The organism is Microbulbifer maximicatervae (SeqCode) (genome assembly GCF_052467695.1).
In genome coordinates this window covers 2,709,288-2,724,697 of sequence record NZ_CP174320.1, presented here as the reverse complement: position 1 = coordinate 2,724,697, position 15,410 = coordinate 2,709,288, and the positions used below count along the sequence as shown (strand labels likewise).

Annotated in this window: 14 protein-coding genes; 7 read left to right on the top strand and 7 right to left on the bottom strand. The window is 52.5% G+C overall.

Translation table 11 applies throughout. From position 1 onward, the window contains the following. Window positions 1–278: 278 nt before the first annotated feature. On the bottom strand, window positions 279–1,424 hold the full coding sequence (gene ald / locus ACJJI8_RS12005; protein WP_444894668.1) for an alanine dehydrogenase: 1,146 nt from the start codon (window positions 1,422–1,424) through the stop codon (window positions 279–281). Window positions 1,425–1,619: 195 nt separating this feature from the next. On the opposite strand from ald, the gene ACJJI8_RS12000 reads away from it, so the two are divergent. Next, entirely contained in the window at window positions 1,620–2,105 is a 486-nt protein-coding gene (locus ACJJI8_RS12000) for an Lrp/AsnC ligand binding domain-containing protein (RefSeq protein WP_282931670.1), read from the top strand. Between the two features lie 50 nt (window positions 2,106–2,155). Here the strand turns inward: ACJJI8_RS12000 and ACJJI8_RS11995 are convergent, their stop codons facing one another. From ACJJI8_RS11995 to putP, 3 genes are all read right to left on the bottom strand, one after another. After that, window positions 2,156–2,620 (bottom strand): Mpo1 family 2-hydroxy fatty acid dioxygenase, encoded by a 465-nt coding sequence (locus ACJJI8_RS11995; RefSeq protein ID WP_108732210.1) that lies wholly within the window; start codon window positions 2,618–2,620, stop codon window positions 2,156–2,158. 107 nt (window positions 2,621–2,727) lie between these two features. After that, complete coding sequence (locus tag ACJJI8_RS11990) at window positions 2,728–3,240, bottom strand: O-acetyl-ADP-ribose deacetylase (protein WP_413664781.1); 513 nt, start codon at window positions 3,238–3,240, stop codon at window positions 2,728–2,730. A gap of 152 nt (window positions 3,241–3,392) precedes the next feature. After that, a complete protein-coding gene (gene putP, locus ACJJI8_RS11985; RefSeq protein WP_282931667.1) occupies window positions 3,393–4,859 on the bottom strand; it encodes a sodium/proline symporter PutP in 1,467 nt (488 codons plus the stop codon). Window positions 4,860–4,973: 114 nt separating this feature from the next. Here putP and ACJJI8_RS11980 point away from each other — a divergent pair, with 114 nt between their 5' ends. Continuing rightward, the gene (locus ACJJI8_RS11980) at window positions 4,974–5,675 is read left to right on the top strand and encodes a hypothetical protein (protein ID WP_282931666.1); all 702 of its coding nucleotides are present in this window, start codon (window positions 4,974–4,976) and stop codon (window positions 5,673–5,675) included. Here ACJJI8_RS11980 and ttcA read toward each other — a convergent pair. Together ttcA and ACJJI8_RS11970 are read right to left on the bottom strand one after the other, a co-directional pair. Then, complete coding sequence (gene ttcA, locus ACJJI8_RS11975; protein ID WP_444912358.1) at window positions 5,560–6,477, bottom strand: tRNA 2-thiocytidine(32) synthetase TtcA; 918 nt, start codon at window positions 6,475–6,477, stop codon at window positions 5,560–5,562. The two genes, ACJJI8_RS11980 and ttcA, sit on opposite strands and share 116 nt — an antisense overlap. A 120-nt stretch (window positions 6,478–6,597) precedes the next feature. Beyond that, entirely contained in the window at window positions 6,598–7,266 is a 669-nt protein-coding gene (locus tag ACJJI8_RS11970) for an arylesterase (protein ID WP_282931664.1), read from the bottom strand. Between the two features lie 45 nt (window positions 7,267–7,311). Between ACJJI8_RS11970 and ACJJI8_RS11965 the strand changes: the two genes are divergently transcribed. From ACJJI8_RS11965 to ACJJI8_RS11950, 4 genes are all read left to right on the top strand, one after another. Then, on the top strand, window positions 7,312–8,034 hold the full coding sequence (locus ACJJI8_RS11965) for an ABC transporter ATP-binding protein (RefSeq protein WP_413664779.1): 723 nt from the start codon (window positions 7,312–7,314) through the stop codon (window positions 8,032–8,034). After that, a complete protein-coding gene (locus tag ACJJI8_RS11960; RefSeq protein ID WP_444912357.1) occupies window positions 8,034–10,484 on the top strand; it encodes an ABC transporter permease in 2,451 nt (816 codons plus the stop codon). The genes ACJJI8_RS11965 and ACJJI8_RS11960 overlap by 1 nt, the downstream gene beginning before the upstream one ends. Window positions 10,485–10,491: 7 nt before the next feature. Continuing rightward, the gene (gene bioA, locus ACJJI8_RS11955) at window positions 10,492–11,796 is read left to right on the top strand and encodes an adenosylmethionine--8-amino-7-oxononanoate transaminase (protein ID WP_444912356.1); all 1,305 of its coding nucleotides are present in this window, start codon (window positions 10,492–10,494) and stop codon (window positions 11,794–11,796) included. 404 nt (window positions 11,797–12,200) lie between these two features. Then, complete coding sequence (locus tag ACJJI8_RS11950) at window positions 12,201–12,617, top strand: DUF6746 family protein (protein ID WP_108732203.1); 417 nt, start codon at window positions 12,201–12,203, stop codon at window positions 12,615–12,617. A gap of 137 nt (window positions 12,618–12,754) precedes the next feature. Here the strand turns inward: ACJJI8_RS11950 and csrA are convergent, their stop codons facing one another. After that, window positions 12,755–12,943 carry a carbon storage regulator CsrA gene (gene csrA / locus ACJJI8_RS11945; protein ID WP_299583554.1) on the bottom strand — a complete coding sequence of 63 codons (189 nt, stop codon included), beginning with the start codon at window positions 12,941–12,943 and terminating at the stop codon, window positions 12,755–12,757. Window positions 12,944–14,066: 1,123 nt separating this feature from the next. On the opposite strand from csrA, the gene ACJJI8_RS11940 reads away from it, so the two are divergent. Then, window positions 14,067–15,287, top strand: a complete 1,221-nt coding sequence (locus ACJJI8_RS11940; RefSeq protein WP_444932508.1) for a hypothetical protein — start codon at window positions 14,067–14,069, stop codon at window positions 15,285–15,287. Window positions 15,288–15,410 lie beyond the last annotated feature (123 nt).

Genomic DNA, 15,410 nt, shown 5'->3' with positions numbered 1-15,410 from the left:
CCCTCTCCCCCGTGAGGCGACAAGGACGTCCCTCAGCATCCTTTTTTCTCTTCCCCCTCCCCTTCCCCAGTTTTTCCCTAAACAACAAGCCCAGCTTTCTCCAAAACATAAATAACGCGCATAAAAAAGCCGCGTAAATACGCGGCTATCAATTAGTGGCTATGCCACCAGGTCTCACAGAGAGGAACGCAAAGAGCGCTCCGGGGGAAACTTCCCAACAACAAGCGCGTTACCGCTTATTTACAATGCGGCCGCCCTCAGGCGGCCACCGGGGGCAATTAAGCTACAGCGTCTTCCGCTACTGCTTGTTTTTGCAGAGCCAGTTTGGGATCTACAAACTCGTAACCCAATACGTCGGCTACGGCTTGGTAGGTCACCATGCCAGCGTGAACATTCAGGCCTTCCAGCAGGTTGGAATCGTCCAACAGTGCCTGCTTGGCGCCTTTGTTTGCCAGGGCTACCGCGAAAGGCAGGGTGGCATTGTTCAGGGCCATAGTGGAGGTGCGAGCTACACCGCCGGGCATGTTGGCAACACAGTAGTGAACCACACCATCAACTACGTAAGTAGGCTCTTGGTGAGTAGTCGCCTTGGAAGTCTCGAAACAACCGCCCTGGTCAATAGCAACGTCAGCTACAACTGCGCCTTTCTTCATGCGGCTGATAATGTCGCGGGTCAGCAGTTTGGGGGCTGCCGCGCCAGGAATCAGAACCGCACCAACAACCAGGTCAGCTTCCAGTGCGTGCTTTTCAATAGCATCGTTAGTGGAGTACTCAGTGCGAACCGCGCCACCGAAAATATCGTCCAGCTGACGCAGACGCGGCAGGGAGCGGTCGAGGATAGTAACGTCAGCACCCATACCCAGGGCCATCTTCGCTGCGTTAGTACCAACAACACCGCCACCGATAATCAGGACTTTAGCGGGAGCTACACCGGGAACACCGCCGAGCAGTACGCCGAGACCACCCTGGGCTTTTTCCAGGTGGTGGGCACCACACTGTACAGACATACGACCGGCAACTTCAGACATAGGCGCCAGCAGGGGCAGGCCACCGAAGCGGTCGGTTACAGTTTCATAAGCGATGCAGGTAGCGCCAGATTTCACCAGCAGCTCAGTTTGTTTGGGGTCTGGAGCCAGGTGCAGATAGGTGTACAGAACCTGCCCAGGGCGCAGCATTTCGCACTCGTGGGGCTGGGGCTCTTTTACCTTGACGATCATATCGGCAGTGGCAAAAATCTCTTCCGGAGTATCGATAATCTTGGCGCCGGCTTGAACGTACATCTCGTCGGGGAAACCAATAGCGGCACCACCATCCTTCTGTACAATCACTTCGTGGCCGTGGCCAACCAGTTCGCGAACACTCGACGGCGTCAGGCCAATACGATACTCGTGGTTCTTAATCTCTTTAGGGACGCCAATCAACATTTTCCTTCTCCTCGCTCTGTGCGCTCGGTACTGCCTTAATCAAATAGGAGTACCTAATTTCTATGTTTTCCCCAGTATAAGAACAGATAAGAAGTGGATATTTAGTAGATTTTTGATAAAACTAGTGGAATCCACTATACAACCTGTCGCCAAGTCTACTTTTTGACCATGTCGACCAATTCGGAGTCAGCAGTTATGCGCAAACGTGCGGGAGAGCTAAGCACTATCGACCGGAACATATTGCGTGTTCTACAAAAGAATGGACGAACCAGCTATGCAGAGCTGGCCCGGCAGGTAGGTCTGACCGCGACCCCCTGCGTCGAACGGGTCAAACGCCTGGAAAGTGACAACGTCATTCAGGGCTACACCGCCCTGATCAACCCGGAGTATCTCGATGCCGCCCTGGTAGTTTTTGTGCAGATCAGACTGAATCGATCCGCACAGGACGCCTTTGAGGAATTTCGCAACGCCGTGGCCGCCCTGCCGGAAGTGCAGGAGTGTTATTTGGTATCGGGGAATTTCGATTACTTAATCAAAGCCCGAGTGGCGGATATGAGTGCCTACCGGAAGTTCTACGGCGAAACGCTTTTAACGCTGCCGGAGGTACAGGAGTGCACCAGCTATGTGGTGATGGAAGAAGTCAAAGAGACACTGGAAGTACCGGTTCACTACAACCGATAGCGGGATAGATCGATGAGTGGCCACAGCCACTCATCTGCACAAACCGGCAATCAGTATTGAATGCCCAGTTTCCGGTAAATAAAACCAATCACCCAGGCGGGGCCGATCAACAGGAATTGTAAGTCCTTAAAGAAAGAGGGTTTCTTGCCTTCGATATGGTGGCCAATAAATTGGAACACCCACATAATCACGAATAGGGCCAGTGCCGTCTGCCAGATAGGCACCCCCAGCCGCTCCAATACCGACCAAGCCCACAAACACAGAACAGTTAATCCCGTCATTCCCAGGGCAATGGGAAACGACATCGCGAAATAAAACAGAAGAATCGGGATTGTCACCACGACAGCCCAGTTCAGCCAGGGAATTGTCGCCATAAATTCCGGCTGCGGAACTGCCCACAAAAGTCCGGCCACAGTTGCATAAATTACGGGAACAGCAATCCAATGAATGGATTTGTTGATCGGATTCTGATGACTCTCACCATACTCGGAAAACCACTGCTGGGCACTGCGCATGACAATCTCCTCATTCTTATATTGTTATTGTCAGAGCAATAATAATCCCCAACCCATGGATATCAATCAATGGCCGAAAATACCACGAGGCCTACAAAACGTGGCTTTTAGCGCCTAACGTAGGCATCCAACTGGGATAGATAGAGATCCGCCATCGATTTATCGAAACAACAGAATACAACCTGCTGCGGCGCCCCCTCCTTCTCCTGAAATTGCTGCACCTGCTCTACAGCCACCTCTACGGCCAGCTCCGGGGGGTAGTCGTAAACGCCACAACTGATCGCCGGAAAAGCGATCGAGCGCATATTTTCGCGCCGAGCCAATGCCAAGCAGTGCCGATAACAGCTGGAGAGCAACTCGGGCTCACCCAAACTGCCGCCGCGCCAAACTGGCCCAACCGTGTGGTAGATACGTTTTACGGGAATGGAATAAGCGCCAGTGGCGCGCACTTCACCAACAGGACAGCCGCCCAGACTGCGACAGGCCTCCAGTAGATTGGGCCCCGCTGCGCGGTGTATGGCCCCATCGACACCACCGCCTCCCAAGAGACGGCTGTTGGCAGCATTGACGATTACATCGACGTGCAATCGAGTGATATCACCGAGATGAACTTTGATCACTCAGCATCTCCAACCGCTATTTGAATAATTGCTGCGGATGGAAATCCATTTCACTTCACAACAGTCGCACCTTTGCCAGAGATGCGTCCCTAGCGCGACTGGTCTGTCTCGGCCCGAGCAAGTCGCTCGGGCTCAAGTCCTGCCCTGCCCCCTCAACCAAGCAACTTGCGGTGCTGTGAGGCAACGGCTTCCGGGCACTTCGTCAGCGCGCTCACTAACACGATAGCAGCTGAAGAGAAAACAAAACCCGGCAACAGCTCATAAACATCAAAAATGCCACCGGAGAGTTGCTCCCACACCACAACGGTGAGACCGCCAACGATAACACCGGCAATGGCGCCACTACCGGTCATACGGGACCAATAGAGGCTGATCAACAACGCCGGGCCAAAGGCGGCACCCAGACCAGCCCAGGCGTAACTCACCACATCCAGAACCTTGGAATCCGGGTCCATCGCAATCCACACAGCGACCAGTGATAAAGCAACCACCGCCCAGCGCCCCACTTTCACCATGGCTTCCGGGGTGGTCTCACGCCCAAACCAAACGTGGTAAATATCCTCTGCCAGTGCAGCCGAGGACACCAACAGCTGGGAATCTGCCGTACTCATAATGGCAGATAGAATCGCCGCCAAAAGAACACCGGCAACTAGCGGGTGGAACAGCACCTGCACCATTTCCATAAACACAGTTTCGCCATCAGGCAGGCTCTGTTGGATTTCCAGGTGCGCAAACAAACCTACCGCCATTGCCCCCAAGAAGCCGGCCAGGGACCAAACCGCCGCAACTGTCGCCGCAACCGGAATATCGTTAGGGCTGCGCACCGCCATAAATCGCGCCAAGATATGCGGCTGACCGAAATATCCCAGTCCCCACGCAAGGGAACTGAGTATCGCCACCAGGCTTAAGGTTTGTCCGGTGTTATCGGTCATCCAGTGGGTCAGCTGTGGCATCTCCGTTTGCAGGCGAGTCCAGCTGGCAGAAAAACCACCCTGGTCAGAAATAACAACGAGAGGCACCGCAATCAGCGCCGCACTCATCAGCAGTCCCTGGAACACATCGGTCCAGGACACCGCCAAAAACCCGCCAAACAGCGTGTAAGAAATAACGGCAACCGCACCGATAATCACCGCCCAGCGGTAATCCCAGCCAAATACCGTTTCAAATAATTTGCCGCCGGCAATCAGGCCCGAAGCCACATAGAAAAGGAAAAATAACAGAATGAATATCGCGCAGACTGTGCGCAGATAGGGGTGCCCCATCTTAAACCGACGATCCAGATAGGCTGGCACCGTCAGGGAGTCGTCCAGCTCATAGGTGTAGATGCGCAGACGCCGGCCCATTGTCACCCAGCTCAGAACGATGCCGGAGAAAAGACCAATTGCGATCCAACCGGCAGAGAGACCCGCTGCATAGGCCGCGCCAGGCAAACCCAGAAGCAGCCAGCCACTCATATCCGAGGCTCCGGCAGACAGGGCCGCCACTGCCGGCGGCAGGGAACGGCCGCCGAGGAAATAATCACTGGCATTTTTTGTACGCATGTAAGCGTAAATACCGATAACAACAATCAACGCCAAATAGGCGACAAAAGTAAGGGCGATCAGCCACTCGGCGGCCATAAGGGATTCCTTCTGATCAAAGTGGGGTGGTACTTGGCGCGGGAATAGTCTGCGTTTTCCTGCTCAATTTTTCAGCGCATTGAGCTATGGAAAGAGCACCACCTAAAAATTGTTATGTTTATTGCGCGTAAATCTACCCATAAGGTGGCGCCGACTCAATCAGCAAACTACATATATGTTGGATACAACTACAGAAAAAAAGACAACACTATGGGCATTTGTCTGGACGAGCTCCGACTCCAGGTTATCCGTCCAACCCTCAAGCACTTGAGAGCCTGGAGCCAGGGCATGGAGAACCTCCTTCTGGGAACCGCCGCCCAGGAGTCGCAATTGGGCTTCCACCTCAAACAGGGACGGCGCCACGGGCTGGGTATTTACCAAATCCAGCCCCACACCCACCGGGAAATCTGGGATCAATACCTGATCGATCACCCAAGCCTCGCCTCAAAAGTGCGGGGGCTGGCGAGCCAGCGGGATTTTCTCGATCACCCCCACAGCGAACTGACCACCAACCTGCGTTATGCCACAGCCATCGCCTGGCTGATTTACCGGTCGGCCGAAGTGCACAAGATCCAGGACGAGGAAACCTCAGACGTGGCCAATATGGCGCGCCTCTGGCATCAGCACTTTCACCATGGACCCAGTGCCAGTCCCCGGGACTTTGAATGCAGCTACGCACAGCTGGTCAGCGGTGCCGATCCTACAGATTCAGCGCCTCGATATACTGGGGCTCCACTTCCTGAGCATCCTCAGGCTCCCAAGAATTCACCTGGCGCTGGATTGAATGGTCAGGACGCTCGACAGCCGACGGCGTAGAGCGATCCAGTTCCAGACTCTCAAAATCGTAGAGGTCCCTGTCCGCCAATTGTGACGGGGACACCCGGGTAATCGCGGCGAAAATATTCTCGCTGCGGCCTGGGAATTTCTTATCCCACTCCCGCACCATCTGCTTGATCGCCTGGCGCTGAAGGTTCTCCTGGCTGCCGCACAGGTTGCAGGGAATAATCGGAAACTGCTTGTACTCGGCGTACTGGGCGATGTCCTCTTCACGGCAATAGGCGAGCGGACGAATCACGATATTGCGGCCATCGTCGGCGCGCAGTTTGGGGGGCATCGCCTTGAGGCGACCACCGTAAAACATATTCAGGAACAGGGTCTCGACGATATCGTCTTTGTGATGGCCCAGTGCCACCTTGGTGGCACCAATTTCTTCAGCAAAGCCATACAAGGTGCCACGGCGCAGACGGGAGCAGAGCCCGCAAGTGGTCTTGCCCTCGGGCACCACTTCCTTCACGACCGAGTAGGTATCCTTCTCGACAATATGGTGGGGAACACCCAGGGACTGCAGGTATTCCGGCAGGATATGCTCAGGGAAGCCCGGCTGTTTCTGGTCCATATTGACCGCCACCAGTTCAAAGTTAACCGGCGCTGTCCTCTGCAAATTCAGCAGAACGTCCAGCATGGCGTAGGAATCCTTACCGCCGGACAAACAGACCATAATCTTGTCGCCCTCTTCAATCATGTTGAAGTCGGCGATGGCGCGGCCCACATGGCGGCGCAGGCGCTTTTGCAGCTTATTAAACTCGAGCCGCTCGCGGCGGTTTTCCAATTCGGGCATGGTGTCTCTCTAACTCATTCGCGACCAGTGACCGGGCCCAGAGTACCGGCACAAAACCTTAAACTTTGGGACCAGAGCCAGGCTTTCCTGTTCCTGGGGGCGCGATTGTACGCATTTCGATCACGGAGTACACGACTCACCAGCCGCCTTCTCCCCCAACAGGGACTTCACGCAGGGCCAGACATGATCCAGCAGGGCCGGCTGCGCCTTGGCGGTGGGGTGGATACCGTCGGATTGCATAGCGCCCTGCTCCAGGGCCACGGTTTCCAACAAGAAAGGCACCAGGGCGACCTCTTCGGCCTTGGCCACTTTGGGGAATACAGCGGCAAAAGCCTCGGTATAAGCGCGGCCGTAGTTGGGCGGGATACGCATCCCCAACAGCAGGACTTCGGCCCCGGAATCCTTAGCCAGCTTGACCATCTGCTGCAAATTGCGCTGCAAACTCTGGGGTGGGTAGCCGCGCAAACCGTCGTTACCGCCCAACTCGACAATCAGCCACTGGGGATTGTGCTCTTCCATCAGGCGCGGCAGCCGGGTCAGGCCGCCTGCGGAGGTCTCCCCACTGATGCTGGCATTGACCACCTTGACCGGGCGCCCCTTCTCCTGCAAGCGCTCTTGCAACAGGTTGACCCAGCCCAACTCCTCATCGATACCGTAGGCTGCACTTATGCTATCCCCTAATACGAGCAGAGTGCCGGGCTTGTTGGCACTCAGTGCCAGATTGGGGACCGACAGCATCAGCACCAAGCCGAACCGAGTCAGTAACTGCCGAAAAAAGGCTGTTGTCATGTCATACTCTCCAAAAATCTCGCGTATCCGCAAAGGGAATACAGTATGTCCGCCATTCTCACGGCAGAAAACCTCTATCACAGGGTCTCCACCAGCGAAGGGCCACTGACCCTATTAAACAATATCTCCCTGAAAGTCGCCCGTGGCGAGAGCCTCGCTGTGACAGGGGCCTCAGGTTCCGGCAAGTCCACCCTGCTCGGCCTGCTGGCAGGATTGGACAAACCTACCGAGGGCAAGATCTGGCTGGCGGGGGACGAGATCACCGCCATGGACGAAGAGCAGCGCGCAGCAGTGCGCGCCCGCTGCGTGGGCTTTGTATTCCAGACTTTCCAGCTGCTACCCGGCCTTACCGCCCTGGAAAATGTGATGCTGCCGAGCGAATTGCGCGGTGAGCGGGGCGCCGCCAAGCGGGCGGAAGAGTTTCTCGCCCGGGTGGGCCTGGAACAGCGACTGCGCCACTACCCGCGCCAGTTATCCGGCGGTGAGCAACAGCGGGTGGCCATTGCCCGGGCCTTTGCCAGCTTTAGCAGCAAAGATGCCATCCTCTTTGCCGACGAACCCACCGGCAGCCTCGACGCCGGCAACGGCGCCAAAATTATCGACCTGCTGTTTAAACTCAACGAAGAGTCTGACACCACCCTGGTGCTGGTGACTCACGAACAGCGACTGGCAGAGCGCTGTGCCTCCCACCTGCATATGTCGGCCGGTGCCGTAGATTCCTACGCTCCCCTTATCGACGGGGACAACCTGTCGGAGGTGTCCGCCTGATGCTGCCACTCAGACTGCTGTTCAGGGACTGGCGCGGTGGCGAGTTAGCGCTAATTGCCTCAGCCCTGGTTTTAGCTGTTACCTGTGTCACTGCGATCGCCCATTTTACCGACCGCCTTACCCGCGCCATGGAGCAGCAATCCCTCACTTTCCTGGCCGCAGAGCGGGTGCTGCGCAGCAGCAAACCCGTGGATAGCGCATGGCTGGAAGAGGCCGACAAAAAGGGATTGGAACAGGGCCAGATAGTCCAGTTTTCCTCCATGATCTCCGCCAACGACCAGTTCCAATTTGTCTCGGTCAAAGCCGTCGACAAAGGCTATCCATTGGTGGGGCAACTGGAAATCAGCAAGGCCCAGGGCGGCCCTAGTGAAGTGGCACCACAAGGACCTCCCCCTGGAGAAGCCTGGGTGGAGTCCCGCCTTCTACCTTTGATGGGAATCCAGCTCGGCGATCCTATCGCCCTCGGCGACACCCAATTAAAAGTGACAGCCATACTGGAGCGGGAACCCGACCGGGGCACCAGCCTGTTTGATATGGGCGCGCGAGTATTAGCCAATACCGCCGACCTGCCCGCCGCAGGTGTGATCCAGCCCGGCAGCCGAGTGCGCTACCGCTACCTGTTTGCCGGTGATGACCAAGTCCTGAAGGATTACTTTGACTGGCTCAAACCTCAACTGACTGAACATCAGCGGATACTGGACCTGCGCGAAGGCCAGCCCCGTGTTGCCTCAGCCCTGGATAGAGCCGAGTCCTTCCTGTTTCTCGCCGCCAGCCTGGCTGTACTGCTCGCCAGTGTCGCCGTCGGCCTGGCAGCAAGGCGCTACGGACTGCGCCATGGCGCCTACGTAGCCGTAATGAAAAGTCTCGGCGCCGGGCGCAATAAAATCCTCGGTATCTACCTGGGGCAGCTGGCCGCCCTCACCCTGATTGCCACTGCTATCGGGCTGGCACTGGGCACCTTTATCCAGAGCCAGGCGGTCAACCTGATGGAAGGGTTCTTCCCGGTTCAACCCCCGGCCACCAGCTGGAGCCCACTGCTGATTGGACTCGCTACCGGCCTCGCCTGCGCCCTGGGCTTTGCCCTGCCACCGCTGTTCCGTTTGGCGCGTACAGACCCGATGCAAACCTTGCGACATGACTGGAGTAATCCGGACAGACGCGAATGGCTCGGGCTGATTCTCGGCCCCAGCGCCATGCTGCTCCTGATCTGGTGGCTTTCCGGCAGCCTGCTTATGACACTCGCCCTGTTTGTCGGCATGCTCCTGTTGGTAGCGGGCAGCGCCCTGGTTAACCGACTCCTGGTGCGCGGCAAATTGGCTTCCCTGGGGGGCGCCTGGCGCATTGCCCTGGGTAGCCTGCAACGCCGAGCCGCGTTCAACACTTTATTGATTGCCGCTTTTGGCACCGGATTATTGGCAATGCTGGCCATGGTCTTTGCCCGCACCGCCCTGGTGGACGAATGGCGGATGCAATTACCGGAAAAAGCCCCCAACCACTTTCTCCTGAATATCGCCCCCCACGATGTTCCAACCATGGAAAACATGCTGGCAGAGGGCGAGGTAAGCAGCACCGAGTTTTACCCCATGGTGCGTGGCCGTTTAGTGGCGATTAACGGCGTCTCGATTAAAGAGAAAAAAGATCGCCCCGGTGGCGTTCGCCGGGAGTTAAACCTGAGCTACACCGACACCCTGGCGCCGGATAACCGCATCTTGGAAGGCGAGTGGTGGGACAAGGCCAGCGAAGGTGTTTCCGTAGAAGTGGAGCTGGCAGCCCAGCTGGAACTGTCACTGGGAGATCAGTTGCGCTTTTCCATCGGCGGACTGGAAGTAGAAGCCCCGGTAGCCAGCTTCCGCTCGTTGGACTGGAACAGCATGCGCCCCAACTTCTATATGATATTTGCGCCAGGCACTATCGATGATTTCCCGGCTACCTATATCACCAGTTTTTACCTCCCACCGGAGGACAAGTTGCTGGTCAACGATCTGGTTCGCGCCTTCCCCAGCGTCAGCGTGATAGAGCTGGATAAGATCATCCAGCGTATCCGCGACACCATTAACCAGGTGTCCTTTGCTATCGAATCAGTTATGGCCCTGATGCTGGTTGCCGGGGTCCTGGTATTAATCGCCGGGGTGCGCGCCAGTATCGCCGAGCGATTGCAGGAAGCGGCAATTATCCGCACACTGGGAGGCCGCAGGCGCTTGTTACTGAGAAGCCTGATACTGGAATTTGGCCTGCTGGGTTTTGCCGCCGGTTTGCTCGCGGCTATCGGTGCTGAAGCCACCTTGGCTGTGCTGTCTTATTGGGTCTTTGAACTGCCGGTGATATTGCACCCAGTCCTTTGGCTAACCGGACCACTCACCGGTGCAGTACTGGTTGGCACCGCCGGTACCCTGGCCTGTTACAGCTCGATCAGCCAGCCCCCGCTCAGAGTACTGCGCGAACTGGCCTAACTGATGAATGTCGGCTCTTGAGAATAAAGATGTAGTTTTTATGGACCTGGATTTCGATCGCAAACATATTTGGCATCCCTACTCCTCCCTGATCGACCCGCCCCCGGTGTACCCGGTAGCGCGGGCCGAGGGGGTAAGACTTTACCTGGAAGACGGGCGCGGCCTGATCGACGGTATGTCCTCCTGGTGGAGCGCCCTGCACGGCTACAATGTGCCCGAGCTAAACCAGGCCATGCGCGATCAGATGGACAAAATGTCCCATGTCATGTTCGGGGGATTGACTCACGAACCGGCGATCGAGCTGTGCAAGAAATTAGTGGAAATCACTCCAGCTGGCCTCAACCGGGTATTTCTTGCTGACTCCGGTTCAGTGTCTGTGGAAGTGGCTATCAAGATGGCCGTCCAATACTGGCACTCCCATGGCAAGCCCGAAAAGAACCGCCTGCTGGCCCTGCGCAACGGTTACCACGGTGATACTTTCGGGGCCATGGCCACCTGTGATCCAGTCACCGGAATGCATCATTTGTTTGCTGAGCATCTGAACCAGCACCAGTTTGCACCCGCTCCGCAAACACCATTTGGCAGTACCTGTAGTGACAGTGATATTGCCGAACTGCGTCAGCAAGTGGAAGAAAACCGCGATCAACTGGCCGCGATTATTTTAGAGCCCATCGTCCAGGGCGCTGGCGGCATGCGTTTTTATTCTGCCGATTATTTGCGCCGGGTGCGCGAACTCTGCAACGAGCACGACGTACTGCTGATCGCCGATGAAATCGCCACCGGCTTTGGCCGCAGCGGCAAAATGTTCGCCTGTGAGCACGCCGATATCACCCCCGATATCCTCACCCTGGGCAAAGCCCTCACCGGCGGCACCATGACCCTCGCCGCCGCCCTCTGTACCGATAAAGTGGCCGAAGGTATTTGCCAAGGGGAAGCCGGTGTATTTATGCACGGCCCCACTTTTATGGGGAATCCCCTGGCTTGTTCCGTCGCTAACGCCAGCATCCAATTGTTACTCAACAGCCCTTGGCAGGAGCGAGTAACTGCGATCGAACAGCAGCTGACCGAACAGCTGGCCCCGTTAAAATCCGCACCGGGTGTCGCCGATGTTCGAACCCTAGGCGCAATTGGCGTGGTGGAAATGCGCGAGCCGGTAAATACGGCAAAGGTGCAGGAAGCCCTAATCGAACGCGGAGTTTGGCTGCGCCCCTTCGGCAAACTGGTCTACGCCATGCCGCCCTATGTGATCTCTAAACAAGACCTTAGCCAATTAACCTCGGCAATGGTTGATGCACTGGGAGAGATTTCCTAGCCTCCGTACCAATTAGTTTGTGAAGCCGGTCTCAATAATCCCGAACTAACCGACTCATCCTATAAATAACCCTCTCTTTGCTACCGCGAAGAGAGGGTTAACAGATCAAATTCCATAACACGGGGGCGCCTCTTCCCGGCTAAAAACCTCCGTTGCCCCTCCCCTGTGCATCCTTTCCAGATTCAATTTTCTTATTCCTTACAAATTTCGATCAGCTTGATAGCAATTTTTACGCGAAGTGTTTTGAGCACCTAAAAATTCCTGTATCATGAATGTTAATGATAGTTATCCTCATTTACGATAGCGATCAAAGTGGTCAAAATGATCACTGATAAATGTTAGGCATTCACCTCGCCCGATCAATGCCTTACCAACCCTTAAAGTTTGGGCGTTAGAGAGGAAAGATGAGAACTTTAATTGCATTACTTTTTGCTGTTACTTTTGCTACCACTGCTCAAGCTAGCCCTGCATCAGGCGAAAAGCCCATCCAGCACTTTAAAGTAGCGAAAGTTACTTCTTTGAAGGATGCGAGAAAGATTTTTGTTGAAACAACAGAAGAAATTAAGGGCAAGAAAAAGCTTAACCCTGCTGAACTTCACGAGATTCATGTCATCACCTACAGACTCGAAAAAAGTGTTGAGTATTTCGCTGAGAACCTGAAGGGTGAAAGACAAAAGCTGGCAAAAGACATCGCCGTTGTTGTGGAAAACATCCACATTAACTCCGAAAACAACCGCCCAGAAAAAACCCGCAAGGATCTAAATCACTACTTTAAATTAGCAGACAAATTTGCTGCTGGATTTAAGCATAAACATCACTAATACAGATCACTTCCGAGCTTAACCTGTGGCACTATCCGCAGCGAAAGGCTCGACTGAAAGCGCTAACTATCAGCAGTTAGCGCTTTCATAGCAACATCACCCGCTTATGGCGACACACCACAATCCCGATCAGATTTTCAACGATTTCCACTGCCCATATTTCCTTCCCTTTTGATCCGCCTATAAATCTCCTCGCGGTGTACGGGCAGGGATTTTGGAGCAAGTATTCCCACCTTTACCTGATTGCCCTTAACTTCCAATACAGTGATTGAGACATTTGCTCCAATCCGTAAGTTTTCACCTGTGCGGCGCTTTAAGATCAACATATTTGTTTCCTACTGATACTCAAACCATGGATAGACCTTCCACAAAGGGAAAGTTTGGATAGAAATGTTTTGAGTAACTGCGAGGTGGTGCGCGAGAACGGTAGGCATAGAAAAAGAAAAGGCAGACGCAACGCACCCAGGGCTTGGAGAAACTCTCCAAGCTGCTGATCGTGCTCCACTTTATTGAAGACGAGCGGGTTTCTAGCGTACTATGCATATAGCCATCTTGATACTTTACCTATCAATTTGGTTAGCTGGCCCCAGGTGTTCCAGCACCTTGGGTCAGCGCCTTTTACTTATTCTTACTTCACGCTACCGTTCTCCTTTGAGGGGATGGTTTTTAGAGAATTCTTGGGTTCTTGATTCTCTCGGTACTCTTGAACCGAGCTGCTTTGATTGTTCCCTTTAGATGGCTTCTTAGTTAAGGCCAAACTACCAATAAATATCTATCGATTTTACGTGGCTTTGACACTAAAACAATCCTAATAAAATCTAATAAGATTATTTTTGTGCCTATATTTTTCATAAATTGAGATATGTTGACGGGCAATATCATTGCAGCGACTTTTGAAGCCACTGATTAAAAGCTGAAAAGAGTCCTCAATAAAGGAAGTCACATCCAATATATAAAGAGTGAGCGAAGACAGCTTTCGGTTAGTTCTGGACGAGACCTAAAATCCAAATACTCTGTATCAAACGTCCGCTTAGTTTTGGTTTTGTCGCAGTAGCTTTAAGCGTTTATCGAATAAAGAAAAGTAACTCTTACAGAAGTTTACTGTGTCCCCACCTACTTCGACACCTTCCCCCGAAATATCACCAGCCCACAAACGTTAGCAAGTGATAACTTAGGAGTTTATGATTATCTTGCCCTTATGTTAAGGAACAAGAACATACGCATAAAGATTTCTTTTAGATCAATAGGTTACAGGCCAGACTTGAAATCTGGATAGCAGTCAAAGCGATCATTTTCATAGTTTGCACGAACGTATAAGATTGCATTAAGCATTTAAATTAAAATGAAATTTTTTGCTGCGGCGTAGAAATTGATTATAAGATAACAATCATAATAATAGTGGTCATGACTGATTACTATATAAGTGTTAAGTACTAAAAGGAAATTGGTATGTACCAATATTATAAGGATTATTTTGAAGGGACTGAAGATAAAGACGCACACTTCTTTGAAATAGCTGCATCCCCTTATGAATCTATGTTTTACTCTGAATCAAAGGTGTTCGGCACTGGTTCTCACAAAATACATATAGTCGATCAATTTTGTGGAAAGAGGCCAGCTCTTTTTAACCACGACTTTTGCACAAGTGATAATGAATTAAAACTAAAGTTTTGGTGCTCTATTACTCTAGACTCCAATGTGGTAAGTCTACTTCATCAGTATGTCACCAACAGGGAGTCTATGAAAGATGGGCAGCGTGTAGCGACACATTCATTTCTGGCTCATCTGTCTGAGGTCAATTGCGATTATAGTCCAATCTTCTATGTAATGGAGTCATTCTTTAAATCGGATGAATCTGAATTTTATGAGAATGTGCCAAAAGCTTTGGCATCAATATTAAAACTTCATTCAATGTGTGAAAGCACCTTTGTCAGCAAAGGATTGATATCAGTTAAAGATAAAGAAACCAAACATTACTTTGACCTGTATGAAGCAAGTGATTATGAAGGTTGTGGCTTAAATTGGGCTAAAAAGATTGTCAAGAATATAAAAGACACTGATATCGAGTACAAAATAAAATTAATATATTCCTGCCTTTTAAAAATGGTCTTAATTAAGTTTGAAGATAATAAGGGTGTTTACAAGAAAAGCGAAGCTTTTGAAAATTTTATGATCAACGACCTTGGTGTCAGGTTAGCTAGAGAATCGAGTTTGGCTATATATTACTTCTGCAATTTGGCAGGAAAATTTATAAACACTCAGACCAACATGGCTGCTGAAGATGCTAAGCATGACTTAAAAGCTACTGCTTGGGATCTTTATCTTCTCAAGCTACCGGAACAGCTACTAACACCAAATCATTTGCCTGAGCTAAATACTGCTTATGTAGCAACTTCTGAGGTAAAGCTCTACGAAATAGGCAAGTTATTTGATATCCAACATTTGGCATGCCGCACAGATGATGATGGAACCGGCATGCCTGTATTAAGTTTCGATATGGTCGATATAGGAGAAAAGGTTGGTGACAAAGCAGTAACTAAGCTTTTAAAGAGGAACGAAGAAATATCGTTTCAAAGAATGTCTAGGGAGCCGATAAAAAATATAAATCCATTCAAGCTAGATAATTTGATTGACGACCTAGAAAGACAGCTCTCATACTTATGTACCTAAAATAATTAACAAACGCATCAAATAGGACGCTCGCAAGCTCGGATCTATTACGCGGGTATTATACGGCATTGAAATCACGTTCACGTGTAACTTATGCGGGCTAAGCAAATTAAATAATCATGA

Excerpts from the sequence above, each read along its gene's own strand:
- ald (WP_444894668.1), bottom strand. The coding sequence starts at position 1,424 with ATGTTGATTGGCGTCCCTAAAGAGATTAAGAACCACGAGTATCGTATT.
- ACJJI8_RS12000 (WP_282931670.1), top strand. The coding sequence starts at position 1,620 with ATGCGCAAACGTGCGGGAGAGCTAAGCACTATCGACCGGAACATATTG.
- ACJJI8_RS11995 (WP_108732210.1), bottom strand. The coding sequence starts at position 2,620 with ATGCGCAGTGCCCAGCAGTGGTTTTCCGAGTATGGTGAGAGTCATCAG.
- putP (WP_282931667.1), bottom strand. The coding sequence starts at position 4,859 with ATGGCCGCCGAGTGGCTGATCGCCCTTACTTTTGTCGCCTATTTGGCG.
- ACJJI8_RS11980 (WP_282931666.1), top strand. The coding sequence starts at position 4,974 with ATGTTTATTGCGCGTAAATCTACCCATAAGGTGGCGCCGACTCAATCA.
- ttcA (WP_444912358.1), bottom strand. The coding sequence starts at position 6,477 with ATGCCCGAATTGGAAAACCGCCGCGAGCGGCTCGAGTTTAATAAGCTG.
- ACJJI8_RS11970 (WP_282931664.1), bottom strand. The coding sequence starts at position 7,266 with ATGACAACAGCCTTTTTTCGGCAGTTACTGACTCGGTTCGGCTTGGTG.
- ACJJI8_RS11965 (WP_413664779.1), top strand. The coding sequence starts at position 7,312 with ATGTCCGCCATTCTCACGGCAGAAAACCTCTATCACAGGGTCTCCACC.
- ACJJI8_RS11960 (WP_444912357.1), top strand. The coding sequence starts at position 8,034 with ATGCTGCCACTCAGACTGCTGTTCAGGGACTGGCGCGGTGGCGAGTTA.
- bioA (WP_444912356.1), top strand. The coding sequence starts at position 10,492 with ATGTCGGCTCTTGAGAATAAAGATGTAGTTTTTATGGACCTGGATTTC.
- ACJJI8_RS11950 (WP_108732203.1), top strand. The coding sequence starts at position 12,201 with ATGAGAACTTTAATTGCATTACTTTTTGCTGTTACTTTTGCTACCACT.
- csrA (WP_299583554.1), bottom strand. The coding sequence starts at position 12,943 with ATGTTGATCTTAAAGCGCCGCACAGGTGAAAACTTACGGATTGGAGCA.
- ACJJI8_RS11940 (WP_444932508.1), top strand. The coding sequence starts at position 14,067 with ATGTACCAATATTATAAGGATTATTTTGAAGGGACTGAAGATAAAGAC.